Origin of the sequence: Streptomyces sp. NBC_00846 (assembly GCF_045207325.1) — a bacterium.
Classification (GTDB): domain Bacteria; phylum Actinomycetota; class Actinomycetes; order Streptomycetales; family Streptomycetaceae; genus Streptomyces.
The window spans coordinates 2,255,026-2,280,412 of sequence record NZ_CP108846.1 but is presented as its reverse complement, the minus strand read 5'-3'; the positions used below and the strand labels follow the sequence as shown (position 1 = coordinate 2,280,412).

Below are 25,387 nucleotides of genomic sequence, written 5' to 3'. Positions count from 1 at the left end.
CCGTCATGGCACGATTCCAAACTATCGAGTGCCGACACCGTCAGAAGTCCCGAGACGCGCCGCGCGCCGTACACCGCTTTTGCGGCCCGCGGCCCGCCGCCCCGCCACGGCCAGGGCCAGGGTGACCGCGAGGGAGGCCGCCGCCATCACGGTCATCGCCGTCCCCGGCGAGGTCCGCTGGGCGATGGCACCCGCGAGCGCGGCCGCGACGCCCTGCATGGTGAGCATGCCGGACGAGTGCAGCCCGAGCGCCTGACCGGTGATCTCGTCCGGAGTCAGGGCCATCAGCCGCTCCTGGAACAGCAGACTCGCCGAAAACCCGACCGAGGCGAGCACGGCCAGAGCGAACGCCACCGGCAGCGCCGGACGCGCGGCGAAGAACAGATACGGGGCGGCCAGAAGCAGCAGCATCGGCGTGGCCAGCCGCCCCCGCCAACGCTGCGCGACGAACCGGCCCGCCACCGTGTCCCCGATGAGCATCCCCAGCGCGGCGAAGGCGAAGAGCAGCCCCGCGTGCCCGGGGGCGTACGGGACGAACAGCGACTCGCAGCCGACGATCAGCCCGTTCGGCACCCAGAGCGAGAGATAGACCCGGCGACGCGGGCCCGAGGACCACAGCACGGCATTGGCCCGCCAGGTCTCGGCGGCCGACGGCCGCCCGGCGGCGCGCGGCGGACGGCGTACCAGCCCGAACCGGGCGACGGCCGCACCCATCAGATACAGGGCGGCGGCGACCAGCAGCGTGCCGCGCGCGGACAGCGTCGTCACCAGAAGCCCACCGAGCGCGAACCCGCCGATCTGTGTGAGGCCAACGGACATGTTCAGCACGGAACGCCCCAGCAGATAACCGTTCTTGGGCAGCACCTCGTTGAGCAGGCCGTACCGCACCCCGCCGCCCACCGCGGCGACCACACCCTCGGCCAGGACGATCGCGAAGACGGCCGGCAGCGGAAGCCCCGGAACGGCGAGGACGGCCGTGGCCAGCCCGAAGGCGAGCGCCATGCCGGTCATCGCGGCCCGTGGCGGCAACCGGTCCGCCGCCGACATCAGCACGGTCGCCCCGATCACCTGGGCGAGGGAGGAGCCGAACATGGACAGGGCGGCGAGCAGCGGCGAGTCGGTCGCGGCATAGACGAGGGTGCCGAGGGCCAGCCCGCTCGTCGTCGACCCGGCCACCTGTACGGCACTGGTCGCGAAGAGCGGTCCGAACTGCGGCGCCCGGAAGAGTTCCCGGTAGGTGCGCATGCGGGGAGTTTCGGTGGCCGCCCACGGCGATCGTTAAAGTTTCGCGCGGAGGCGAAACGTCATGGGCATGTGGCAGATCAACACGGACACGCTCGCCGGGAGCCGGTTCGTCGTCTCGCCGCTCGCCGAGACGATCTCCGCCCTGAACGCGCTGGAGAGGGGACGGGCCGAGCACCCCGGCGAACGGGCCTGGCTCGACGCCCATCTGCCCGCCTACCGGGCCCGGCAGGCCGCCGACCGGGTCGCCGCCCGCCTCGTACCGGCGGCGCTCGGCAGCAGTTGGAACGCGGACTTCATCACGCCCACACCGACGGGCGAGGGCACACCGTCCTTCGAGGAGGAACTGGCCCCCGTCCGGGCGACCACGCCCGCCCGCGCCCGAGCGGACCTGGAGGTGTCCCTCGGCGGCCCCCTCCCCGCGCTCCTGGACCGTGACGACCTGGCCCAGCGCGCCGCCGACGTCCTGCACTGGGTCTGGGACCGGACCGTGCTGCCGGACTGGCCGCGCCGCCGCCGGATCATCGAGGCGGACATCGTCGCGCGCACCGGACAGCTGAGCCAGGGCGGCTGGGCGGCCGCCCTGAGCCGTCTGCGCCCGGGTATGCGGTGGCTCGGCGGCAGCCGGCTCCAGATCAACGCGCACGACTATCCGCCGAAGCAACTGTCCGGCGTGCGCCTGCTGTTCGTCCCGGTCACCCAACGCACGGGCTGGGTCTCCTGGGATGACGAAGCCCAGCGGTACGCGGTCGTCTATCCCTGCTCGGGCACCCTGGCCGACGCGGGACGGGGGCGGGTGCCCGACAGCCTGGGCCGCCTGCTCGGCCCCGCACGGGCGGCGGTCCTCGTCCTTCTCTCCAGCCCGAAGAGCACTACCCAGCTGGTGGCCCTGACCGGCCAGGGGCTGGGGTCGGTCGGCCGCCACCTCAAGGTCCTGCTGGACAGCGGTCTGGCCGGTCGCCGAAGGGCCGGGCGGTCGGTGCTGTACTTCCGTACGGACGTGGGCGACGTACTCGTGGAGGCCCAGCGTCACGGCTGAGGGGGCGCGGGCGTTTTGGCCGTCGGGGGGCGGACATATCTGCGACGCCGCATGAAAGGTGTCAAGCTCAGGGCGGACGGCCGCCGGGAGAACTACCGGGTCGGCGACGACAACACCCGTTACATCGAGGCCAAGGACCTGAGCCCGTGCCGGAAGGCGATCATCTGGTCCGTGATGTCCCACATCCGGGAATCCCTCGACAAGGACAGGGAATCCCGGTGACCGTGCCCACGGGCAACGCCCGCACCGGGCGCGCGGACCAGCCGATCGCGGCGGCACCCGCGCGTGCGGTGTAGGCGTACGGCTCGCCGGCCCTGAGCCGTATGACGGCCTCCCACTGACCGTGGTCGAGCCGGCGGTAGGTGCGCGCGCGGTCCTCCGCGTCGAACCCGGCGAGCACGGTCCGTACGGAGACCCGCAACCAGATCAGCGCCTGCGTGGGGGTGGCGGCGCACTCCGCCCGGACGAGCAGCCCCCGACGAGTGGTCCGCGTTCATCGAAGGGGTGAAGGCCGGGGCCTTCACCGGCTGAGCCACTCCGCGACCTCGACCGCGTCGCCGACGGTCAGCACGCCGTCGCAGACCACCGCGTTCTTCGCGCCGAAGCTCACCTGGTTCTTGTACTCCGGCTCGCGCCGGTACGTCGCCAGGGTCCGGACCGGTTCCGGGCCCGCGCGGCGGCCGGTGCGCTGGTCGACGAGGGGGACGCTGCACCGCGTCGCCCGTACCGAGTAGGCGAGTTCCGCGGAGCCGATGGTCATCCGGCGAATCCGGTCCTCGAAGTGAGGCTCGTCGTTGCCGGTCAGGACGATGTTGGGGCGGAAGCGGTCCATCGGGACGGCCTCGGCGTCGCCCCAGGCGGCGATACGGGCGTTGAGGCCGTCGAGGGAGGCCATCGAGGTGACCAGTACGGCGTGCGCGTCGGCGAAATTGACCTTGCCCGGGGTGTCGCCCCAGCCGTCCCGGTCGAAATCGGGCGCCACCCGCACCAGACGGGACTTCGCACCGAGCGCGTCGGAGAACCATTCCGCGACCACGTCCCCCTGGTCGACGGCCGCACCGAGGGGGCGGTCGAACATGCTGACCTCGCGACGCGGGCCGTCCCGGTCGACGTCCAGACGCAGCGGCTCGATGCCCTCGGCGGACATGGCCAACATCGCCCCGCCGTCCAGGACTTCCACCCGGATCGCAGCCATCGAAGGGTGCTTGCGCTGACTGCGGAACGCACCGTCCACCGCGTCCACCACCATGAACGTCCGGTCGTGCTCGAGGCCGGTGCCGAGGACCTGGGCGGAATCGACCGTCGTCCCGGCGCAGCCCTTGACGGGGTAGTAGGCGAGTTCTCGAACGGTGATCGTCATGATGTCCCCTCCGGGGCGGCCGCTTCGAGGGCGTCGACGCTGCCGGACATGATGGTGCGGATGTGTCGGGTGAGATGCTCGGCGGGCCAGTCCCACCAGGCGACGGCGAGGAGCCGGGCGATGGTCTCGTCGTCGTACCGGGTACGGATCAGCTGGGCCGGATTGCCGCCGACGATGCCGTAGTCGGGCACGTCACCGACGACGACCGCGCCGGCGCCGATGATCGCGCCGTGCCCGATCCGTACGCCCGGCATCACCATGGAGTTGTAGCCGAACCAGACGTCGTTGCCGACGACCGTGTCACCCCGGCCGGGCAGCCCGGTCAGCAGGTCGAAGTGTTCGGCCCAGGAGCCGCCCATGGTGGGGAACGGGAAGGTGGACGGGCCGTCCATCCGGTGGTTGGCGCCGTTCATGATGAACCGCGTCCCGGTCCCCAGCGCGCAGAACTTCCCGATGACGAGCTTCTCGGGGCCGTAGTGGTACAGCACGTTGCGGGTCTCGAACGCCGTCGCGTCGTCGGGATCGTCGTAGTACGAGTAGTCGCCGATTTCGATCAGTTCGGACTTCACCAGCGGTTTGAGCTGGACGACCCGGGGCTGGCCCGGCATCGGGTGGAGGACGGCGGGGTCGGCGGGGACGAGGCTCATGGGGCCCATCATCGCATTCACCTCGCATGGGGTAAGTTCCTTTTGAAAACTTACTAGGTGTTGAGAGGGGCATGCCGTGACGATGGCGCGATGGGCCGAGGTCGACGACTACTTCAACGGCCTGCTGGTGGGATCGGATGAAGCCCTGGACGCGGCCGTCGAGGCCAGTGACAAGGCTGGACTCCCGGCGATCCAGGTCGCCGCCAACCAGGGCAAGCTGCTGCATCTGCTGGCCAGGCTCCAGGGGGCGCGCACCGTGCTGGAGATCGGCACCCTGGGTGGCTACAGCACCATTTGGCTGGCCCGCGCGCTGCCCGAGGGCGGCAGGCTCGTGACGCTCGAATCCGATCCGGAGTGCGCCGAGGTGGCGCGTGGGAACATCGAGCGCGCCGGCCTGGCGGAGGTCGTCGAGATCCGGGTCGGCCGGGCCCTCGACACGCTGCCGGAGCTCGCGGCGGAGGGGTACGGGCCGTTCGACGTCGTGTTCATCGACGCCGACAAGCCGAGCAATCCCGACTACCTGGCCTGGTCCCTGAAGCTGACCCGGCCCGGCAGCCTGATCATCGCCGACAACGTCGTACGCGACGGAGAGGTGGTCGACGGCGCCAGCGAGGACCCGAAGGTGCAGGGGGTGCGCCGGTTCACCGAACTCGTCGCGGCCGAGCCGACGTTGACCGCGACCGCGCTGCAGACCGTCGGGAGCAAGGGGTACGACGGGCTGATGATGGCGCTGGTCACCGACGGACGGTAGCCGCGGGGCGGGCGGAAATCCTTCGACGCGGGTGGCGGGACCGGCCATGATGAGGGCATGAGTTTGCGCGTGGATGATCCGGTTCGTATCGGTACGGAACAGCTGCCGGGAGGGCGGCGGCTGGGGTGGGCCGAGTGGGGGCCGGCTGACGGCGTGCCGGTGCTGTTGTCGCCGGGGGCGGCCACCAGCAGGCACCTCGGGTTCGGCGGCGAGGCGGCGGACGGTCTCGGGGTGCGGCTGATCTCGCTCGACCGTCCCGGTCTCGGCGCCTCCTCGCCCCGGCCCGGCCGCACCTTCGGGGACTTCGCCGACGACATCCGTACGTTCGCCGCCAGTCGGGGCCTGGACCGGCCACTGATGGTCGGCAACTCGCAGGGGGCGCCCTTCGCCCTCGCCTGTGCCGCCGCCGGAGTGGTCGGCGCGCTCGCGGTGGTCTCCGGTGCGGACGAGATCGCCGCACCGTCGTTCGCCGACGCGCTTCCGGGTGAACTGCGGGGCCTCGTCGACCTGGCGGTGTCCGACCCGGCCGCCGCGGAGAAGGTCTTCGCCGGGTTCACCCCGCAGGCGATGTGGGACATGGTCATGTCCCACAGTCCGGAGTGCGACCTCGCCGTGTATCGGCAGCCCGCGTTCGCCGCCGCCTACCGGCGCGCGCTCGACGAGGCCTTCGCGCAGGGGGCCGACGGCTATGCCCGGGACACCGTTCTGGCCATGGGGCGTTGGGGGATCGAGCTGTCGGACATCGACGTGCCGGTGGACCTCTGGTACGGGGAGATGGACGAGAGTCACTCGCCCGACCGGGGCGTCGGCCTGGCCTCGCGCATCCCGGGAGCGGTCCGGCACCTGGTGCCGGACGCCGGTGGGGCGGTGCTCTGGACGCATGCCGAGCAGGTGCTGCGCACGCTGCTGAAGCACGCACCCGCCTCCTGGCCCACCCCCTGCCGCGCAACGTGACAGAAGGACCCCCACCTGTCACGTCCAGGCGAGGGTCCCCCCTTCATCCGCCTGCCCGGTGAAGGCTGAGAAGACGATCACGAGGCAGGGCGTTCATGCGCCGCCCGCTCAGGGGGCGAGCAGCAGTACGTCGGCGCGCTCCTTGGCGGCCGCGTAACGCTTCGCCACGTCCTGCCAGTTGACTACGCGCCACATGGCCTCGATGAAGTCGACCTTCTGGTTCTTGTACTGAAGGTAGAAGGCGTGCTCCCAGGCGTCGAAGACCAGGATGGGAACGGAGCCCTGGCCGACATTGCCCTGGTGGTCGTAGACCTGCTCGACGATCAGTTTTCCGCTGACCGGCTCGTACGCGAGGACGCCCCAGCCGGAGCCCTGCGTGGTGGCCGCGGCTTTCGTCAGCTGGGACTTGAACCCCGCGAACGAGCCGAACGACTCCGTGATCGCGTCCGCGAGGTCACCGACACCGTCCGCCGCGAGGGGCTCGCCGCCGCCGTCGCCGGTCATGTTGTGCCAGTAGATCGAGTGCAGGATGTGGCCGGAGAGGTGGAACGCGAGGTTCTTCTGGAGCCCGTTGATCGCTCCCCAGGCATCCTTGTCGCGCGCTTCCTCCAGCTGCTCAAGGGTCTCGTTCGCGCCCTTCACATAGGCGGCGTGGTGCTTGTCGTGGTGGAGCTCGATGATCTGCGGATTGATGACCGGTTCGAGCGCCGCGTAGTCGTACGGGAGTTCCGGGAGCGTGTACGTGGCCATGTGGTCGAACCCTCCAGATGCCGTGCTGTTGTTATTGCAACCTATGTGCAGAAGCAGGCTAGCAGCAGGAGGGCGTCGAAAGTGATCAGTCTTTCGGACCTCGACGTGCCCTGCGGGCAGGACGCCTCGACGGCCCCGCGTACCCGGCCTCAGCCCTGGGCGCCCTTGACGGCCACGGCCCGCCGCTGCCGTACAACACCGATGGCCGCCAGGACGACGGTCAGGACGCCGGTCGCCACCAACTGGTCACGGGTGTCGGGCTGGAGCAGCATCAGGATGAAGATGCCGGCCATTGCCAGGAGCGCCAGCACCGTCAGGACCGGGAAGAGCCACATCCGTACGACGAGCTTCTCCGGGGCCTCGCGCTCCAGCCGGTCGCGCAGGACCAGCTGGGAGAGGGCGATGAAGATCCAGACGACCAGGATCACCGCGCCGATCATGTTGAGCAGCCACGGGAACACGTCGTCGGGGCGCCAGTAGCTGAGCAGCACGCACAGGAAGCCGAACACGGACGAGACCAGCACGGCCGTGCGCGGGATGCCCGAGGAGATCCGGCCGAGCCGCTTCGGGCCCTGGCCGCGGGCGACCAGCGAACAGGCCATCCGCGAGGCGCCGTAGATGTTGGCGTTCATCGCGGAGAGCAGGGCGACCAGGATGACCACGTTCATGATCTCGGCGGCGCCGCTGATGCCGAGGTGGTTCAGGGCCGCGTAGAACGGGCCGACCGCCACGACCTCCGGGTCGTCCCACGGGACCAGCGTGACGACGACGGCCATCGAGCCGACGTAGAAGAGCGCGATCCGCCACATCGCCGTCCGCACGGCCTTGGCGACCCCCTGCACCGGGTTCTCGGACTCGGCCGCCGCGATGGTCACGGTCTCCAGACCGCCGTACGCGAAGACGGAGGCGAGCAGCCCGATCACCAGACCCTCGGCGCCGTTCGGCATGAAGCCGCCCTCGCCCTTGAGGTTGGCGGCGCCGGGGGAGACCGTGCCGGGCAGCACGCCGAGGATCGCCAGCACACCCAGGACCAGGAAGAGCGAGATCGCCACGACCTTGAGGGCGGCGAACCAGAACTCGAACTCGCCGAACTTCTTCACCGAGGCCAGGTTCGTGCCCAGGAAGACCACCATGAACAGCGCGACCCAGGCCCACTCCGGCGTACCGGGCAGCCAGCCGGTGACGATCTTCGCGGCACCGATGCCCTCCAGGCCGACGGCGACACAGAGCAGCACCCAGAACGCCCAGCCCACGGTGAAGCCCGCCCACGGCCCGATCGCCCGCTCCGCGTGGACGGAGAAGGAACCGGAGGCCGGGTTCGCGGCCGACATCTCGCCGAGCATCCGCATCACGAGCATGACCAGCAGCCCGGAGACGGCGTACGCGATGACGATCGACGGGCCGGCGGCGGCGATACCCGCACCCGAGCCGACGAAGAGCCCGGCGCCGATGACGCCGCCGAGGGCGATCATCGACAGATGACGCTGCTTGAGTCCGTGGGTGAGCGCGGAATCGGCCCCGGCATCGGAGACGGCGGCCGGGGAACCGGTGGGGGGAGACGCGGAAATCCGAGACATGGACGAGCTCTGTTCGGTAGATGAGGCACGGGGGGCGTGGTACGTGGGGGTACGTGGGGGTACATGGAGGTACGTGGAGGTACGTGGAGGTACGTGCGCACAGTCTGGGCGCGGGCCCCGTTCTCACGGAATCGCTGTCCGCTATACGGGCACGGCACTCACGCAAGGTGCACACCCGAGTACGGGACGGGGCTGGGGTGATCGCCAGCTGGTCGCCGGGCGGATTTGGTGAAAACCTACAGTCTCTCCCGGCGGGCCCTCCCGGCAGAATATGAGTCGATCCGCCCCCACCTCAGTGACGAGCATCACGCCGTCACGTGATTACGCAAGCCTCTTTGTGTGAACCCCACCAATGCGCCGGTTGCCGCTTTGTGGGCCACTGATGGTGATCGAGCGTTAACTCCTGGGCTAACGTCAGCCTCAGTCTGTCCCACCTGTCCTCACCTGCCCTCACCCCGCGGAGTCCCGATGAGCACTGCTGCCGCCGCCCCTGCCCGTACCGGAGCGGTCCTCGCCGACCTGCTGCCCGCCGCCAGGCACCGTTACGCCGTCGACACGGCCCTGGTCCTCGGTGGCGCCGCGCTCACCGGCATCGCCGCCCAGATCGCCGTCCCGGTGCCCGGCTCCCCGGTCCCCGTCACCGGCCAGACGTTCGCCGCGCTCCTTGTCGGCACCGCGCTCGGCGCCCGTCGCGGCTTCCTCTCCCTCGCCGTGTACGCGCTCATCGGCATGGCGGGCATGCCGTGGTTCGCGGGCGGCAGCTCCGGCGCGGGCGGCGCCTCGTTCGGCTACGTCCTCGGCATGCTGCTCGCCGCCACCGTGGTCGGCGGCCTCGCCCGTCGCGGCGGCGACCGCTCCGTGCTGCGTACCGCGGGCACGATGGTGCTGGGCTCCGCGGTCATCTACGCGGTCGGCGTCCCGTACCTGGCGCTGTCCACCGGCATGTCGGCGAGCGCCGCGATCGCGGCCGGCCTGGTGCCGTTCCTGCTCGGTGACGCGTTGAAGGCGGCGCTGGCGATGGGCGCGCTGCCCGCGTCCTGGAAGCTCATCGGCCGTCGCGGCTGATGCCGTAGCTCCTGCCGCAACCTCCGAAGAGGCTCGCCGGGTCGTGACACCGACCGGCGAGCCTCTTCCGCGTCCGCGCGTCGCGTGGCGGCCGATGGGCCTCAATCAGGCGCGGACCTTCCGCTGCCGCACCTCACGCACCAGCGAGACCGCCACCACCAGCGCCGCGACGAGCAGCGAGAGCAGCACCTGCTGACGTCCGCCGTCGTCGGTCAGCATGTAGACGAGGACGAACGAGATCATCGCGATGGTCGCCCAGGTCAGATACGGGAAGAGCCACATCCGTACGACCAGCTTCTCCGGCTGTTCGCGCAGGATCATGCCCCGCATCCGCAACTGCGTGAAGCAGATGACCAGCCAGACGAACAGGGCGACCGCACCGGAGGAGTTCAGCAGGAACTGGAAGACGGTGTCGGGCCACCGGTAGTTGAAGAACACGGCGACGAAGCCGAACACGACGGACGACAGGATGGCCGCCTGCGGCACGCCCCGCTTGTTCACCCGGGCGAACGCCTTCGGCGCGTCCCCGCGGCCGCCGAGCGAGAAGGCCATCCGCGAGGCGGTGTAGAGGCCGGAGTTGAGGCAGGACAGCACGGCGGTGAGGACGATGACGTTCATCACCTGACCGGCGTGCGGAATGCCGATGGAGTTCAGGGCGGCGACGTAGCTGCCGCCCTCCTGCACGAGCGACTTGTCGTTCCACGGCAGCAGGGTGAGGACGACGAAGATCGAACCCAGGTAGAAGACGGCGATCCGCCAGATCACGCTGTTGGTGGCCTTCTGGACGGCGCGCTGCGGGTTCTCGGACTCGCCGGCCGCCAGTGTGACGATCTCGCTGCCCATGAAGGAGAAGACGACCATCAGTACGCCGGTGAGGACGGCGCCGGGTCCCTTGGGGAAGAACCCGCCGGTGTCGGTGAGATGCGCGAGTCCCGTGCCGGGATTGTCCGAGCCGGGCAGCAGCCCGAAGACGGCGAGCAGTCCGACGACCACGAACGCCGCGATGGCCACGACCTTGATCCCGGCGAACCAGAACTCGAACTCGCCGTACGACCCGACCGAGACCAGGTTCGTCGCGGTGAGGACCAGCATCACGATCAGTGCCCACGCCCACTGCGGGACGCCCGGCACCCAGCCCTCCAGGATCTTGGCACCCGCCGTGGCTTCGACGGCGAGCACCACGACCCAGAAGAACCAGTACAGCCAGCCGATCGAGAAACCGGCCCAGCGGCCCAGCGCCTGGTCGGCGTAGGCGGAGAAGGAGCCCGAGCTGGGGCGGGCGGCGGCCATCTCGCCGAGCATCCGCATCACGAACACGACCATCAGGCCGACCAGGGCGTACGACAGGAGAATGGCCGGTCCCGCGGCCGCGATACCGGCGCCGGAGCCCACGAAGAGGCCCGCGCCGATCACACCGCCGATGGCGATCATCGAGAGGTGGCGGTTCTTGAGGCCCGCCTGGAGTCCGTCGGAGGAGCTCGGTGTGCCCGGTTCGTTCGACCGGTCCGGCTTGCCGGGCTGTTGGCCCGGCCCGATCAGAGTCGTCTGCGACGTCATGGATCGAATCCTTACGTTCTCGGAACACGCGATGCGTGCCCGGCCGCCGCAGTGGGGTGCGGCAGCGAGTGATGCATTGAAGCCCGCCGAACCGAAGAAGCGGAACCCCTTATTCCGAATCCGTGGCAGTGACGTTGGGCACACAGGGCCTGCGCATCGAGCCCGCACGCAGTCGCCGCCGGGCCGGGGCGGGTCGGGCCGGAGGGTCCCGACCCCGATGACGGCCACCCGGCGACGCACGTGCCACACTCGGAACATGCGCGTGTACCTCGGCTCGGACCATGCCGGCTATGAACTCAAGAACCACCTCGTCGAGTGGCTCACGGCCCAGGGCCACGAAGCCGTCGACTGTGGCCCCCACATCTACGACGCCCAGGACGACTACCCGCCGTTCTGCCTGCGTGCCGCAGAGAAGACGGCCGCGGACCCGGACAGCCTCGGCATCGTGATCGGCGGCTCCGGCAACGGCGAGCAGATCGCCGCCAACAAGGTCAAGGGCGTGCGTGCCGCGCTCGCCTGGAGCGAGCAGACCGCCGCGCTGGGCCGCGAGCACAACGACGCCAACGTGGTCGCCATCGGTGGCCGGATGCACTCGGTGGACGAGTCCACCAAGTTCGTCGAGATCTTCCTTGCCACGCCGTACTCGGGCGAGGAGCGGCACACCCGCCGGATCGAGATGCTGACGGCGTACGAGACGACCGGCGAGCTCCCCCCGATCCCGGCCCACCACCCGCAGCAGGGCTGACCGACTTCCGCCCCCGTGCCGCCGGTGCTCCCGGCGGCACAGCCATTTCCCCACGCCGTCACATCGTCGCGTCACCGCGTCACTGTCACCGAGGAGAGCCGCCGTCGTGCCCGAGGGACACACGATCCACCGCCTCGCGGCGGACCACCGGGACAGGTTCGCCGGGCGGCCGGTGCGGGTGAGCAGCCCGCAGGGCAAGTTCTCCGACAGTGCCGCGCTGCTCGACGGCCGGACGTTCACCGGCGTCGACGCCCACGGCAAGCACCTCTTCCTCGGTTTCGAGGGCGTCGGCTGGGTCCACATCCACCTGGGCCTCTTCGGCAAGCTGGGCTTCGGTACGACCCCGGCCCCGCCGCCGACCGACACGGTCCGGCTGCGCCTGGTGAACGGGGACCACCACGCGGATCTGCGCGGCCCCACCACGTGCGCGCTGATCACCGACCCCGAGAAGCTCGCGATACACGACCGCCTCGGCCCGGACCCGCTGCGGACCGACGAGGACGGCGAGCGGGCGTGGCGGCGGATCTCCCGCAGCCGTATCACCGTCGCGGCCCTGCTGATGGACCAGAAGGTCATCGCGGGGGTCGGCAACGTCTACCGCGCGGAGGTGCTGTTCCGGCACGGTATCGACCCGTACCGGCCCGGCAAGGACCTCACGCGGGCGGAGTGGGACGCGGTCTGGGCCGACCTGGTGGCGCTGATGCGCCAGGGCGTACGGAACAACCGGATCGACACGGTCCGCCCCGAGCACATGCCGGAGGCGATGGGGCGCCCGCCGCGGGTCGACGACCACGGCGGCGAGGTGTACGTGTACCGCAGGGCGCGGCAGTCCTGCCACATCTGCGACGGCGAGATCCGCACCGCCGACCTCGCCGCCCGCAACCTCTTCTGGTGCCCGGGCTGCCAGCGCGCCTAGCGCGGCACTTTTTGGCCGGTCCGGCGGTCTAGGACGAAGCGGCCGCCGGACGACCACGGCGCTCCTAGAACCCCCGGGGCAGCCACGGCGCCGCGTCCGACGAGAACGCCGTCGTCGCCTCCGCCAGCGCGCCCGGCCGCAGCTCCCGTACCCGACCGGCCAGGGCCAACGCGCCCAGGGACTCGCCGCCCAGGTACGCCGAGCCCAACTCCCGTACGGACAGCGCGAGGTCGGCCGCCTCTTCGGTCCGCCGGCACGACGCCACCCCCTTCGCGTCGGCCGTGAGCCGCCAACGCCCCGCGTTCCAGGGGCAGAACGCGTCCTCGACCTCCAACACCACATCCAGCGGGGCCCGGTACGTCCGCGCCTCCAGCGCCGCCCCCAGCTCCACCAGCCGCAGGTGGAGCGAGTCCCGGATCCGGATGTTGCACCGCCGCACGTCCGACACCAGGTGCAGCAGGGCGTCGTCGACCGGCCGGTTCCGTGCCTCGACCGTCGACGTCAGATCGATCTCGAAGACGAACCGCCACAACGCCGCGTACGCCGCCGGGTCCAGCGCGGCGAGGTCGTTCACCGACACCTTGCCCTTGGGCCCGGACGGTTCCCACTCCGGCTTGATGTGATAAGTCACATAGCCGACGGTCTCCCCGTCCCGCTCCGCCAGCACGCACTGCTGCGCCGAACCCCCCTGCCGCGCACTCACCGGGTCGACCATCGGCTTCCGTTCCCACCCGGGCGCGTGGGCCGGTGTGCCGGGACGGCCGGCCACCAGTTGCTCGTACACGCCCTCGCACGCGGCCGTCGCCTCGTCCGGCTTCGCGTGGCGCAGCCGTACCTCGTCCGTGCCCTCCGGCACCGTCAGCCGCACCCGGTCCGTGTCGATCGTCACGGACATCTGCCGCGAGGCCGTCCCGTAACCGAACCGGCCGTAGATCACCGGCTCCGACGCCGTCAGGACGGCGATCGGCTCACCCAGCGCCCGGACGTCGTCGAGCTGCCGGCGCATCATCGAGGTCAGCAGCCCGCGCCTGCGGTGCGTGGACGCGACGCTCACCATCGTGACCCCGGCAGCCGGCACCAGCGCCCCGCCCGGCACGGCGACCCGGAAGCTGAACGCCCCGGCCGTGGCGACGACATCGCTGCCGTCCCAGATCCCCATCGACCGCTCGTGCTCGGTCAGTTGCTCGTCCAGCTCACGCTGCTCGGGAGCCTCCGCGACACCGCCGAACGCCAGCTCCAGACACTCGAACCATTCGTTCCATTCGGACGGACGCAACACGCGAAGCTCTGTAGTCATGGGTCATCCCTATCAGGGGCTCGACGGCCGGTCGACCCGATTTCGAACGCATTGTCATGGGGTCCCCCTGCACCGGAGGCCATCGGGTGGATAAGGTCCCCGCAATGGCCCGACGCACAAGAGCAGACTCGTACCCGGCCCGATTGCGGAAATCGGCGCACCGGGCACGCATCGCGCTGCGCAAGTCCGGTGTCGACTACTTCCGCGGCGACGGATCGGACTGGATCGCGCTGGCCGGACTGCTGCTCACCATTCCGGCCATCACCTGCGCCACGCTGCTCAACCCGGTGTGGTTCTCACCTGCCGCGCTCGTCCTGCCGATCGTCGCCGGCGGTCTGCTGCTGCGGCCCGCGAGCCTGCTGGGGCTGTACGCGACCGCCGCCGCCGCCCTGATCGTGGAGTCGCTCGGCCTCGGACCGTACGAGGACGGCCCGGCCCGGGTGACGCCCGGCATCGTCCTGGTGGTCGCGGCCTGCGGCTTCTTCGGGCTGATCCTCGCCCAGTTCCGGGCCAGGGTCGGCGTGCCGTGGCGGCGCGGCGGCACCATGCTCTTCGACCTGCGCGAACGCATCAGGGTGCAGAGCGCCCTGCCTCGGCTGCCGCAGGGCTGGCACCGGGAGATGGCGCTGCGCCCGGCGGGCGGCCAGTCCTTCTCCGGTGACTTCGTCGTCGCCGCCTGTACCAACGGCGGACGGACCCTGGAGGCCGTACTCACCGATGTCTCCGGCAAGGGCATGGACGCGGGCTCCCGCGCTCTGCTGCTCTCCGGCGCCTTCGGCGGCCTCCTCGGCTCGCTGCCCCCGCACGGCTTCCTCACGGCGGCCAACGGCTATCTGCTGCGTCAGGACTGGGACGAGGGCTTCGCCACCTCGATCCATCTGGTCCTGGACCTCGATTCGGGCGACTACGAACTCTTCTCGGCGGGTCACCCGCCGGCCCTGCAGCTCCATGCGGGCAGCGGCCAGTGGGAGGAGAAGGCCGCGGAGGGCCCGCTGCTCGGGGTGTACGACGGGGCACAGTTCGACGCGGTGAAGGGCTCGCTGGCCCCCGGCGACGTACTGATGCTGTTCACGGACGGTCTGGTGGAGGCGTCCGACCGCGATATCGCCGAGGGCATCGACCGGCTCACCGGTGAGGCCGACCACTATGTCGCCACCGGTTTCGAGGGCGCGGCCTGGCATCTGATCGAGGCGTGCGCCAAGGACGTCAACGACGACCGGGCGCTGCTGCTGTTGTCGCGCACCTCCTGAACCGTACGCAAACCGGTTCGAACCGGGCGGGTGTCAACGGGAAGCGGTTCATCACCGGAACGAGGTCTTCGGTATGTCCGGGGACGGGGTGCGGCTGCGGCGGACCCCGTCCCCGGACATACCGGTCGCCGGCTCAGGCCGGCACCGCGAGTTTCCCGGCGCCACTGTCACTGCCGCTGTCACTGTCCCCGCCCTGGCCCCGGCCGCCCGGCAGGACGCGGGCCAGCCAGTGCGAGCGCCCGGCCGCCAGCGGGGACAGGACCGCGAGGACGAGGACGTAGCCGGCGATGAACGGCGGGAGCCGCTCGTCCAGTCCCGCGCCGGCGGCCATCGTGGCGAGGATCAGCGCGAATTCGCCGCGGGCCGTCAGGGTGGTGGAGATGTTCGCCGCGGCCTGCGGGCCGAAGCCGTAGACCCGTGCGGAGACCATGCCGGAGAGGATGTTCATCGCCGCGGTCAGCGCGACGGCGGCCAGCACCGGCCACATCACGCCCGGCAGGTCGCCGGGGTTGATGGAGAGCCCGAAGGCGAAGAAGAAGATCGCCCCGAAGGCGTCGCGCAGCGGATGGACCAGCTTGAGGATGCGCCCGCCCGACGTCGTGCTGCCGAGCATCAGGCCCACCATGAAGGCGCCGATCGCGTCCGCGACCCCGAACCACTCGGAGACCCCCGCCACGAACACGGCGGTGCCGAGGAAGGAGATGACGAGCAGCTCGTCGTCCGAGGTGTGGATCAGCTTGCTGATGAGCTTCGTGCCGAACCGGGCGGTGAGCGCCAGCAGCAGCAGGAAGCCGAACGCCTTGCCCCCGTCGAGCACCGCGGCGGCGAGGCTGTCCGAGCGCGACAGGATCGGCTGCAGGGCGGCGAGGTAGAGGGCGAGGAAGACGTCGTCGACGACGATGATGCCGAGGATCGTTTTGGTTTCGGGGCTGGCCAGGCGTTTCGTGTCGACCAGGATCTTGGTCACGATGGCCGACGACGAGATGCCGATGACCCCGGCCAGCACGAGGGCTTCCGAGGTGCCCCAGCCGAGCACGAAGCCGAAGGCGAGCCCGGCGCCGACGTTCAGTGCCAGATACACGGAGCCCGCGACGAGCATCTTGCGGCCGCCGGCCTTGAGGTCGTCGAGATGGAATTCGAGGCCGAGGTAGAAGAGCAGCAGCACCAGGCCGAGTGCGGAGAGCATCTCCAGGTCGTGCGGGTCGGCGACGAGCACGATGCCGGGCGTGTGCGGGCCGAGCAGGATTCCGGCCAGGATGAACAGGGGGATGGTCGGCAGTCCGATGCGGCTGCCGACGCGGGCGAGAACGGCGGCGGCGAGGAAGGCGCCGCCCATGGCGATGAGCGTGTCTGCGTGTCCGATGAGCTTGATCCTTCAGTGGGTCAAGAGAGCGTCAAGAAATCGTCAGTAATTAGTTTACCGAACGATTGACGTTGCAACTATGGCCAGCTGCGGCGGCACCCTGGGGTTTGCCCCACCCGAGATCCGCCAGCAGCCGCCATGGTCCGGACCCGTCCGTGATCCGTACGTTCGTGAGGCCGGCCGGAGAACCGCCCGGCGAGCGACGGAAGGCGGACATCATGGGGCTGCGACGCAGCAGGCAGGGCGCGCAGGACAGGCGGTACACGGCGGACGCCCGACCGGGCTCCGGCTCCCCGGACCTCGCCGTCGAGCTGCGCGGTGTCCGTCGGCAGTACGGCCGCGGCGGCTCCGCCGTCCACGCCCTGCGAGGCATCGACCTCGCCCTGCCGCGCGCCAGTTTCACCGCCGTCATGGGCCCGTCCGGCTCCGGCAAGTCGACCTTCCTGCAGTGCGCGGCCGGACTCGACCGCCCCACCGAGGGTTCCGTACGCCTCGGCGGCACCGAGATCACCGGGATGAGCGAGAACCGGCTCACCGAACTGCGCCGCACCCGCCTCGGCTTCGTCTTCCAGGCCTTCAACCTGCTCCCGTCCCTCACGGTCGAGCAGAACGTCGTCCTGCCCATGCGCCTGGCCGGACAGCGCACCGGCTCCGCCCGGGGCCGCCGCGAGGCCGCCGAGATGCTCACCCGGGTCGGCCTCGGCGACAAGGGCGACCGCCGCCCCGGCCAGCTCTCCGGCGGCCAGCAGCAGCGCGTCGCCGTCGCCCGCGCCCTGGTCACCCGGCCCGACGTGGTCTTCGCCGACGAACCGACCGGCGCCCTCGACACCACCACCGCCGCCGAGATCCTCACCCTGCTCCGGCACGCGGTGGACACCCTCGGCGCCACCGTCGTCATGGTCACCCACGACCCGGCGGCCGCCGCCTACGCGGACCGGGTGCTCTTCCTCGCCGACGGTGCGATCGCGGACAGCCTGCCGCGCGCCGGGGCCGCACAGATCGCGGCCAGGATGACCGCGCTGACAGCCCGCGCCCACGCGCCCACCCACGCCTCCGCCCACGCAGGAGCGGCAGCCTGATGTTCACCCCGCACGTCCCGAACGGCCTCGCCCGCGCGGCGGTCCGCTTCAAACCCGCGTCGTTCGCCGGGACCTTCGTCGCGCTCCTGCTGGCCGCGGCGATCGTCTCCGCCTGCGGCATCCTGCTGGAGACCGGCCTGCGCGCCTCCGTGCCCGCGGAGCGCTACGCGAAGGCACCCGTGGTGGTCGCCGCCGACCAACAGGTCCACATGACGGTCGGCAGCGGCGAGGGCGCGTACGACGCCGCCACCCCCGTCCCCGACACCGCACGCCTCCCCGCAAGCCTGGTGGCCAAGGCCGCCTCCGCCCCCGGCGCCGCGGCCGCGATCGGGGACGTCGGCTACCCCGTACGACAGGACGGCACCCCCCTCACCGCGCACGGCTGGGGCTCCACCGCCCTCACCGGCACGCGGCTGCTCACCGGAGAGGCGCCCCGGGCCGGTGAAGTCGTCGTCCCCGCGGGCGCCAAGCACCGCACCGGCGAGAACATCACCCTCGACACACCCGTCGGCATGCGGGAGTTCCGCGTCGCGGGCACCACCGCCACCGACGCCACGGTCTGGTTCGCCGACCGGCAGGCCGTACAGCTCTCCGGCCACCCCGGCCGGATCGACGCCATCGCGGTGCTCGCCACCCCCGGCACCGCCCCCGACACCCTCGCCGACCAGGTGCGCGAGGCCGTCGGCCACACCGCCCACACCCGGGTCCACACCGGCGACGGCCGGGGCGGCGTCGAGGACGCGGGCCTCGCGGGCGCCCAGGAAGTCCTCATCGGCCTCGGCGGTTCCTTCGGCGGCGTCGCCGCCATGGTCGCCGTCTTCACCGCCGCCGGCACGGTCGCCCTGTCCGTCGGCCAGCGCAGCCGCGAATTCGCCCTGCTGCGCGCCATCGGCGCCACCCCGCGCCAGCTGCGCCGCACCATCGCCACCGAGTCCCTGCTCATCGCCCCGCTCGCCGGAGCGCTCGGCGCTCTGCCCGGAATCGCCCTGGCCCGCTGGTGGTTCGGGCAGCTCCAGGACAAGGGAGCCATCCCCGGCCCCGTCGACCTGCACGTGTCCTGGCTGCCGCTGACCATCGCCACGGCCACCGCGATGCTCACCGCGCTGAGCGCCGGTTACTTCGCCGCCCGCAGGCCGTCGAAGATCAAGCCGGGGCTGGCGCTCGCCCAGTCCGCGGTGGAACGCCCCCCGTACGGCTGGATCCGCACCCCGCTCGGCATCGCGGCCCTCATCGGCGGCGGACTCTTCGCGGACGTCGCCGCCTCCACGAGCGGCGACGACGCGGCGAACGCCGCACTCGGCGTCGTCATGTTCTTCATGATCGCGGTCGGCCTCCTCGGCCCGCTGATCGCCCGGATCTGCGCCGCCGTCATCGGCCTCCCGCTGCGCGCGGCAGGCGCGTCCGGTTCGCTGGCCGCCGCCAACTCCCGTACGAACTCCCGCCGGCTGGCCTCCGCGATCACCCCGATCGTGCTCGCCATGGCCTTCTCCTCCACGCTCGTCTTCATGCACACCAGCGAGGACCGGGTGATCGCACACCAGCTGCGCGACGCCGTCACCGCCGACCACATCGTCTCCGCCCCGGCGGGCCTCGCCTCCGACGCCACCGCACGGGCGGCGGCCACCCCCGGCGTCTCCACCGCCGTCGGCCTGCTCCGCGGCTCCGTCCTGGTGCCCACCGGATCGGGCGGCGACCGGATACTCCAGAACATCTCCGCCCAGGGGATCATCGGCTCCGGCGCCGACCTCGCCAAGGTCCAGGACCTCGACGTGCGCACCGGATCACTCGCCGGCCTGCGGCCCGGCACCGTCGCCATCGACACCACCCTCGCCGGCTCCACGAAGCGCGCCACCGGCGACCGGCTGACCCTGCGCCTCCCGGACGGCACCGAGGCGTCACCGAAGATCGTCGCCGTCTACGGCCGCGGCCTGGGCACCAGCCTCGTCACCCTGCCCGCCACCGACCTGCGGACCCATGTCACGTCCCCGTACGCCTCCGACGTACTGGTACGGGCCACCCCCGCCGCCGCACAGGAACTCACCGCGCTCGGCACCGTCACCGACCGCTCCGGCTACGCCGCCGCGCGGGACCAGGACCGGGAGATCAACGCCTGGGCCAACACCGTCATGGCCGCGGTCCTCGGCGGATTCGCCGCCGTCGCCGCCGCCAACACCCTGGTGATGACCGTCCTCGACCGCCGCCGGGAACTGACCATGCTCCGCCTCGTCGGCTCCACCCGCCGCCAGGTCATGGACATGATCCGCTGGGAGGCGCTCCTCGTCACGGTGGCCGGGGCCGCGCTCGGCACCGCCATCGCACTGGCCACACTCTTCCCGATGATGAAGGGGCTGACGGGCGAATCGCCGTACATCCCACCCGCGTTGTACGGCTCCTTCGTCGCCGCCACCATCGGGCTCGGCCTCGCCGCCGCGACGGTCCCGGCCCGCGCGGCCCTGCGCCGGACGGCCGCCCGTCCGTAGAGTCGGGCCATGCCCACTCCACACGTGCAGCTGACCCTGGCCGAAGTAGCGGCGATCGCCCGCGAGGCCCACGCCGACCAGCGGGACAAGGCGGGACGCCCGTACACCGAGCACCTCGCCGCCGTTGCCGAGGGCGTACGGACCAGGGGCGGCAGCGACGAACAGATCGCCGCGGCCTGGCTGCACGACGCCATCGAGGACAACGCGCTGTCGGCACGGTGGCTGGCAGACGCCGCGCTGCCGCAGCCGGTCAAGGACATGGTCTTCGCCGTCACCAAACGTGACGGCGAGGACCTCGGTTCGTACACCCGGCGCATCCTCGACACCCCGGGCGCCCTGCTGATCAAGGAGTCCGACCTGGCCCACAACGCCGATCCGGCCCGCCTCGCCGTACTGGAACCGGCGACCCGTACCCGACTGGCCGAGAAGTATGCGCAGGTACGGAGGTTGCTCGGGCTCACCCCAGGTGAATCGCCCGCCGAGCAATCGGTTCAAGCCAACACGGCGACGGACTGAACCAGCCGGATCAGCGTCCGGCCGCGTCCCGCCGGAACGCCCAGTTCATCTCCGGTTCGGTCACCACGCGCAGCACTCTGCGTACCGGTGGCGTACACATCAGCGTCACCGCGGCGGCCGCGACCAGGGAGACGAGGACCAGACCGGCGGGTGCCGAGAGCCAGTCGTAGCTGTCGAACACCCCGGCGTATCCGGCGCCCTTGATCAGGAATCCGTGCAGCAGATAGCCGCAGATCGTCCCGGCGCCGAGCACGGTGAACCACATGGGGCGGCGCGGCACCCAGGACAGGAACCCGATGGTGAGCAGCAGCGCGCAGCCGAACATGGCCGACGTCATCACGGCACCGGACCACCACGGAGCGCCCATCTCCTGCGCGCTGTTGCTGCGGTAGAACCAGCCCAGCTGCATCCGCGGCGCCGCCCAGTACGCGAAGACCAGGGCCCCGGCGAACAGCGGCAGCGCGAGCATCCGCACCTCACGCCGACGGATCAGCTGGAAATGCTCGGGTTTCAGCTGGAGTCCCAGCACGAAGAACGGCAGGAACTGCAGAACCCGCTGGAGATCGAGATCGTCGCCGATCGACGGGGAGAACGAGGCGAGTACGGCGATGACGAGCGCCACCGGCAGCGGATGGCGCAGGGCCTGCCACAGCGGTGTGGTGAGCCGCCAGATGAACAGCGCGGCCAGGAACCAGGTGAGATACCAGGGGTCGAGCAGGCTGATCGGCTGATTCGGCGAGCCGTCCGCGTACCGCTTGAACAGCGAATACGCCGTCTCGAACACCACATAGGGCACGGCGACACCCGTGACCAGGCGTTTCACCTTGGCGGCGGACAGATCGAACGAGCGGGAGAAATAGCCGGAGATGATGATGAACGCCGGCATGTGAAAGGTGTACGCCACCATGTACAGCGCACGGGCGGTCCGGCTGCCGTCCATCACCGGCTCCCACGCGTGCGCCACCGCGACGAGCACGATGGCCAGATATTTAACGTTGTCGAAGTAGGCGTCACGCTTCTTCGCCGGCGCGCCCGCCGGAGGCTTGTTCGCCACCGGTGCGGGGGGCGCCGCCGTAGCGGTCGTCGTCCCTTGGCGTCTGGGCTCCGACTCCCGGGTCGCCGATGGGAGCGGGGCCCTCTGAAATGCGTTCGGAGCGTGGAACATCTAAAGCACCTTAGACGCCTCGATTGCCATGCGTAAAACCACGCCCGGATATTGCGTGTTCGCGTCCAATCAAAAGAGAAACCGCCAAGAACTGACCGCTATGCCCGGGTTCATCCCCATTGAATGGGGCATAACGGTGGGCGGCTGGGTGAGGTGAATTTCATTGCGTGGGGGCCTTGGAATTGCATGTGAATGAAGTGTGTGGATATGGAAACCGTCAGGGTCGCACGTTGTTGTGATTGTTTTATTCACAGATCACTCACAGGTGCGCGGAACGGGAGCGGGACCGGTGACGCCCCCCCCGTGCGACCGTGCGCCCCCAGGCGCACGCGGGGCGCAAGGATGGCGCGATCCCATCACTTCGGTCCGTCACCTGGCAGTCGGCAAGGCTGAGTTGGTGGCACGATGGACGGAACGGAGAGGTGCTCGGCCGCACATCTCCGGGCCGGCAAGGCGGACCGACCAAGGGTGTGATCAGTCGTGGCCATTTCACTGTCTGTGGTGCTTCTGTTGGCGATCATCCTGGTGGTCCTGATCCGAGGCGGCTCCATCAAGGCAGGACCCGCGATCGTCGCGGTGCTCTTCGGCTTCTTCCTGGCATCGACCGGCATGGCGCCGTCGATCAGCAAGTTCATGCACTCGATAGCGGAGAGCATCAACCAGATCACCTTCTGATCCGGTCCCGGTCGGGTTCCTGCCCTCCCCGGCCTGCCGCGCGCTCCGGCGCGCAGCGGGCAGGAGGCGCGAACAGCACGCAAAAGGCCCGGTCCGACGAGCAATTCGTCGAACCGGGCCCAAGCATGGAGCGGGCGACGGGAATCGAACCCGCGTAGCTAGTTTGGAAGACTAGGGCTCTACCATTGAGCTACGCCCGCAAGCACTGCACCGCAGGTCCGGGGACCGGCGGCACGAGAAGCATCGTAGCGGGTCGCGGGCGCTGTCCGCACACCCGATTGCGGTCACCCCGTGTCGCGTTCGGTGCGGACCGCGCGAAGCGGCGGATGCACTGCCTGTCTGCATGTACCCTACGTGTCGCACCGACGGGGTGTGGCGCAGCTTGGTAGCGCGTCCGCTTTGGGAGCGGAAGGTCGTCGGTTCGAATCCGGCCACCCCGACCATCGGCAAGATCGCAGACCACCGGCAAGATCGCATTGTGGGAGTCCGTCTTCTTGCCGTTACTATGCAAAATGCGTGCCCGTGTGTCTGATCTGCCGGGCTCGGTCCGCGAAGCCGCCAACCGTGCGGCGGAGCAGAACCCCAAGAAGTCAGCCACAAGGAGACCGAACCGTGAAGAGCGCCGTGGAGACCCTGAACCCGACCCGGGTTCGGCTCACTGTCGAGGTGCCCTTCGAGGAGCTCAAGGACAGCCTCGACGCGGCGTACAAGAAGATCAACCAGCAGGTCACGGTGAAGGGCTTCCGCAAGGGCAAGATCCCCGCCCGGGTCATCGACCAGCGGTTCGGCCGCGGTGCGGTGCTGGAGGAGGCCGTCAACGACGCGCTCCCGAAGTTCTACACCGAGGCTGTCAACGAGGGTGAGCTCAACGTCCTCGGTCAGCCCGAGGTCGACATCACCGAGCTGAAGGACGGCGAACTGCTGGCCTTCACCGCCGAGGTTGACGTACGCCCCGAGATCGAGATTCCGGACTACTCCGGCATCGAGGTCACCGTGGACGCCCTCGAGGTCAGCGACGAGGACGTGGAGAAGGCCGTGGAGCAGCTCCGCGAGCGCTTCGCTTCCACCAACCCGGTCGAGCGCGCCGCCGCCGAGGGCGACGTCGTCACGATCGACCTGCAGGCCAAGGTCGACGGCGAGGTCCTGGAGGACGGCGTGGCCGAGGGTGTCTCGTACACCATCGGTTCCGGCGAACTCCTCGACGGCGTCGACGCCGCGGTCACCGGCCTGGAGGCGGGTGGCGAGGTCACCTTCACCTCCGAGCTGAAGGGCGGCTCGGCCGAGGGCAAGGAGGCCGAGGTCACCGTCAAGGTCACCGCCGTCGCCGCCCGTGAGTTCCCCGAGCTGGACGACGACTTCGCCCAGATGGCCAGCGAGTTCGACACCCTCGACGAGCTGAAGGCGGACAGCCGTAAGCGCCTCGAGGACACCAGGCAGTACGAGCAGGCCACCCAGGCCCAGGAGCGCGTCCTGGACGAGCTGCTGAAGCTGGCCGAGGTCCCGATCCCGGAGAAGCTGCTCGCGGACGAGGTCCAGACCCGCAAGCACAACCTGGAGCACCACCAGCTCGGGCAGATGGGTCTGACCCTCGACAAGTACCTGGAGATCCAGGGCAAGACGGCCGAGGAGTTCGAGGCCGAGACCTCCGAGCAGGCGGTCAAGGGCATCAAGACCCAGTTCCTCCTGGACGAGATCGTCAACAAGGAGAAGCTGAACGTCAACCAGGAGGAGCTCACCGAGCACCTCATGCGGCGTGCCGCTTCCTCCGGCATGAGCCCGGACCAGTTCGCCCAGGCCGTCGTCGAGGGCGGCCAGGTGCCGATGCTCGTCGGCGAGGTCGCCCGCGGCAAGGCGCTGGCCGTGGTCGTCGAGGCCGCCAAGGTCATCGACACCAACGGTGAGCCCGTCGAGCTGGAGGACGACGAGGAGGCCATCGAGACGGTCGAGGCCGCCGACGGCTCCGCCGAGGCCGTTGCCGACGCAGCCGAGGAGGCCGCCAAGGCCGCCGAGGAGAAGACCGAGGCCTGAGCCTCGCGCTGAACCCGTACGACGGGCTCCGGACGCTGTGCGTCCGGAGCCCGTCGTCGTAGGGCGTACGGTGCCCCACAACCCTTGTGCGGACTGCGGACCTTGCGCTCCCAGCGAACAGTTGCGGAAGCGGGATGGCGTTGTCCCACCTGCGCGTTAGGGTCCATGAGTAGGAAGGGCAGGGGAGTCCCCGCCCACCGGTACGAAGACGCTGAGACGGCCGGAGCCGTCAGAGACGAGCAGGTGGATACGTGACGAATCTGATGCCTTACGCCGCCGGAGAGCCGTCCCCCTTCGGTGGAGGCCTCGGTGACCAGGTCTACAGCCGACTGCTCGGTGAGCGCATCATCTTCCTGGGTCAGCAGGTCGACGACGAGATCGCCAACAGGATCACGGCGCAGATGCTTCTCCTCGCCGCCGATCCCGACAAGGACATCTACCTCTACATCAACAGCCCCGGCGGCTCGGTGACGGCCGGCATGGCGGTCTACGACACCATGCAGTACATCCCGAACGACGTGGTCACCATCGGCATGGGCATGGCGGCCTCGATGGGCCAGTTCCTGCTCACCGGCGGCACCCCGGGCAAGCGCTTCGCGCTCCCGAACACCGACATCCTCATGCATCAGGGCTCGGCCGGCATCGGCGGTACGGCCTCGGACATCAAGATCCAGGCCCAGTACCTGCTGCGCACCAAGCAGCGGATGGCCGAGATCACCGCCCGCCACTCCGGCCAGACGGTCGAGACGATCATCCGCGACGGCGACCGCGACCGCTGGTACACCGCGGAGGAGGCCAAGGAGTACGGCCTCATCGACGAGATCATCACGGTCGCATCGGGCGTTCCGGGCGGCGGCGGCACCGGCGCCTGATCCGGGCACCCACCGGCTCCGGCTCCACCGCCCCGCGCACCTCTCGTACGCCGAGACAC

General features: G+C 70.3%; 23 protein-coding genes and 2 tRNA genes. 15 read left to right on the top strand and 10 right to left on the bottom strand.

The genetic code is table 11. From position 1 onward, the window contains the following. Positions 1 to 21: 21 nt before the first annotated feature. Positions 22 to 1,245 (bottom strand): MFS transporter, encoded by a 1,224-nt coding sequence (locus OG936_RS10540; protein WP_406494115.1) that lies wholly within the window; start codon positions 1,243 to 1,245, stop codon positions 22 to 24. A 61-nt stretch (positions 1,246 to 1,306) separates the two neighbouring features. On the opposite strand from OG936_RS10540, the gene OG936_RS10535 reads away from it, so the two are divergent. Continuing rightward, a complete protein-coding gene (locus OG936_RS10535) occupies positions 1,307 to 2,281 on the top strand; it encodes an ArsR/SmtB family transcription factor (protein WP_406494113.1) in 975 nt (324 codons plus the stop codon). 51 nt (positions 2,282 to 2,332) lie between these two features. After that, a complete protein-coding gene (locus OG936_RS10530) occupies positions 2,333 to 2,503 on the top strand; it encodes a hypothetical protein (RefSeq protein ID WP_406494111.1) in 171 nt (56 codons plus the stop codon). 298 nt (positions 2,504 to 2,801) lie between these two features. Here the strand turns inward: OG936_RS10530 and OG936_RS10525 are convergent, their stop codons facing one another. Continuing rightward, positions 2,802 to 3,641 carry an MOSC domain-containing protein gene (locus OG936_RS10525; RefSeq protein ID WP_406494110.1) on the bottom strand — a complete coding sequence of 280 codons (840 nt, stop codon included), beginning with the start codon at positions 3,639 to 3,641 and terminating at the stop codon, positions 2,802 to 2,804. Further along, positions 3,638 to 4,288: a CatB-related O-acetyltransferase gene (locus OG936_RS10520; RefSeq protein WP_406494108.1), complete on the bottom strand. Its 651-nt coding sequence runs from the start codon at positions 4,286 to 4,288 to the stop codon at positions 3,638 to 3,640. Before OG936_RS10520 ends, OG936_RS10525 begins: the two co-directional genes overlap by 4 nt. Positions 4,289 to 4,370: 82 nt before the next feature. Between OG936_RS10520 and OG936_RS10515 the strand changes: the two genes are divergently transcribed. Together OG936_RS10515 and OG936_RS10510 are read left to right on the top strand one after the other, a co-directional pair. Further along, positions 4,371 to 5,039 (top strand): O-methyltransferase, encoded by a 669-nt coding sequence (locus OG936_RS10515; protein ID WP_406500391.1) that lies wholly within the window; start codon positions 4,371 to 4,373, stop codon positions 5,037 to 5,039. Between the two features lie 57 nt (positions 5,040 to 5,096). Next, on the top strand, positions 5,097 to 5,993 hold the full coding sequence (locus OG936_RS10510) for an alpha/beta fold hydrolase (RefSeq protein ID WP_406494106.1): 897 nt from the start codon (positions 5,097 to 5,099) through the stop codon (positions 5,991 to 5,993). A 108-nt stretch (positions 5,994 to 6,101) separates the two neighbouring features. On the opposite strand, the gene OG936_RS10505 is transcribed toward OG936_RS10510, so the two are convergent. Further along, the gene (locus OG936_RS10505) at positions 6,102 to 6,743 is read right to left on the bottom strand and encodes a superoxide dismutase (RefSeq protein WP_406494104.1); all 642 of its coding nucleotides are present in this window, start codon (positions 6,741 to 6,743) and stop codon (positions 6,102 to 6,104) included. Positions 6,744 to 6,892: 149 nt separating this feature from the next. Beyond that, positions 6,893 to 8,320, bottom strand: a complete 1,428-nt coding sequence (locus OG936_RS10500) for an amino acid permease (protein WP_406494103.1) — start codon at positions 8,318 to 8,320, stop codon at positions 6,893 to 6,895. Between the two features lie 468 nt (positions 8,321 to 8,788). Between OG936_RS10500 and OG936_RS10495 the strand changes: the two genes are divergently transcribed. Further along, on the top strand, positions 8,789 to 9,385 hold the full coding sequence (locus OG936_RS10495; RefSeq protein WP_266746198.1) for a biotin transporter BioY: 597 nt from the start codon (positions 8,789 to 8,791) through the stop codon (positions 9,383 to 9,385). Between the two features lie 105 nt (positions 9,386 to 9,490). On the opposite strand, the gene OG936_RS10490 is transcribed toward OG936_RS10495, so the two are convergent. Continuing rightward, positions 9,491 to 10,942: an amino acid permease gene (locus OG936_RS10490; protein WP_406494101.1), complete on the bottom strand. Its 1,452-nt coding sequence runs from the start codon at positions 10,940 to 10,942 to the stop codon at positions 9,491 to 9,493. Between the two features lie 256 nt (positions 10,943 to 11,198). Here OG936_RS10490 and OG936_RS10485 point away from each other — a divergent pair, with 256 nt between their 5' ends. Further along, complete coding sequence (locus OG936_RS10485) at positions 11,199 to 11,687, top strand: ribose-5-phosphate isomerase (protein ID WP_266746196.1); 489 nt, start codon at positions 11,199 to 11,201, stop codon at positions 11,685 to 11,687. Positions 11,688 to 11,793: 106 nt separating this feature from the next. Continuing rightward, a complete protein-coding gene (locus tag OG936_RS10480; RefSeq protein ID WP_406494099.1) occupies positions 11,794 to 12,603 on the top strand; it encodes an Fpg/Nei family DNA glycosylase in 810 nt (269 codons plus the stop codon). A gap of 64 nt (positions 12,604 to 12,667) precedes the next feature. Here OG936_RS10480 and OG936_RS10475 read toward each other — a convergent pair whose 3' ends face one another. Then, entirely contained in the window at positions 12,668 to 13,900 is a 1,233-nt protein-coding gene (locus OG936_RS10475) for a GNAT family N-acetyltransferase (RefSeq protein WP_406494097.1), read from the bottom strand. Positions 13,901 to 14,004: 104 nt separating this feature from the next. On the opposite strand from OG936_RS10475, the gene OG936_RS10470 reads away from it, so the two are divergent. After that, positions 14,005 to 15,150 (top strand): PP2C family protein-serine/threonine phosphatase, encoded by a 1,146-nt coding sequence (locus tag OG936_RS10470; protein WP_406494095.1) that lies wholly within the window; start codon positions 14,005 to 14,007, stop codon positions 15,148 to 15,150. 133 nt (positions 15,151 to 15,283) lie between these two features. On the opposite strand, the gene OG936_RS10465 is transcribed toward OG936_RS10470, so the two are convergent. Next, entirely contained in the window at positions 15,284 to 16,486 is a 1,203-nt protein-coding gene (locus OG936_RS10465; protein WP_406494093.1) for a cation:proton antiporter, read from the bottom strand. A 245-nt stretch (positions 16,487 to 16,731) separates the two neighbouring features. Here OG936_RS10465 and OG936_RS10460 point away from each other — a divergent pair, with 245 nt between their 5' ends. The 3 genes from OG936_RS10460 to OG936_RS10450 are packed head-to-tail and all read left to right on the top strand — an operon-like array spanning position 16,732 to position 20,588. Next, on the top strand, positions 16,732 to 17,592 hold the full coding sequence (locus OG936_RS10460) for an ABC transporter ATP-binding protein (protein ID WP_406494092.1): 861 nt from the start codon (positions 16,732 to 16,734) through the stop codon (positions 17,590 to 17,592). Beyond that, positions 17,592 to 20,072 (top strand): ABC transporter permease, encoded by a 2,481-nt coding sequence (locus OG936_RS10455; protein WP_406494090.1) that lies wholly within the window; start codon positions 17,592 to 17,594, stop codon positions 20,070 to 20,072. The genes OG936_RS10460 and OG936_RS10455 overlap by 1 nt, the downstream gene beginning before the upstream one ends. A gap of 9 nt (positions 20,073 to 20,081) precedes the next feature. Next, positions 20,082 to 20,588, top strand: a complete 507-nt coding sequence (locus OG936_RS10450) for an HD domain-containing protein (protein ID WP_406494089.1) — start codon at positions 20,082 to 20,084, stop codon at positions 20,586 to 20,588. 10 nt (positions 20,589 to 20,598) lie between these two features. Here OG936_RS10450 and OG936_RS10445 read toward each other — a convergent pair whose 3' ends face one another. Then, positions 20,599 to 21,753 (bottom strand): acyltransferase family protein, encoded by a 1,155-nt coding sequence (locus OG936_RS10445; protein WP_406494088.1) that lies wholly within the window; start codon positions 21,751 to 21,753, stop codon positions 20,599 to 20,601. A 480-nt stretch (positions 21,754 to 22,233) separates the two neighbouring features. On the opposite strand from OG936_RS10445, the gene OG936_RS10440 reads away from it, so the two are divergent. Further along, entirely contained in the window at positions 22,234 to 22,428 is a 195-nt protein-coding gene (locus OG936_RS10440; RefSeq protein WP_266746187.1) for a hypothetical protein, read from the top strand. Positions 22,429 to 22,554: 126 nt separating this feature from the next. Here OG936_RS10440 and OG936_RS10435 read toward each other — a convergent pair. Then, positions 22,555 to 22,628 (bottom strand) — tRNA-Gly (locus tag OG936_RS10435). Positions 22,629 to 22,794: 166 nt separating this feature from the next. On the opposite strand from OG936_RS10435, the gene OG936_RS10430 reads away from it, so the two are divergent. The 3 genes from OG936_RS10430 to OG936_RS10420 all read left to right on the top strand — a co-directional run bounded on the left by OG936_RS10430 (position 22,795) and on the right by OG936_RS10420 (position 25,328). Beyond that, positions 22,795 to 22,871 (top strand) — tRNA-Pro (locus OG936_RS10430). Between the two features lie 169 nt (positions 22,872 to 23,040). Beyond that, positions 23,041 to 24,456 carry a trigger factor gene (gene tig / locus OG936_RS10425; RefSeq protein ID WP_406494086.1) on the top strand — a complete coding sequence of 472 codons (1,416 nt, stop codon included), beginning with the start codon at positions 23,041 to 23,043 and terminating at the stop codon, positions 24,454 to 24,456. A gap of 263 nt (positions 24,457 to 24,719) precedes the next feature. Beyond that, on the top strand, positions 24,720 to 25,328 hold the full coding sequence (locus OG936_RS10420) for an ATP-dependent Clp protease proteolytic subunit (protein WP_406500390.1): 609 nt from the start codon (positions 24,720 to 24,722) through the stop codon (positions 25,326 to 25,328). Positions 25,329 to 25,387 lie beyond the last annotated feature (59 nt).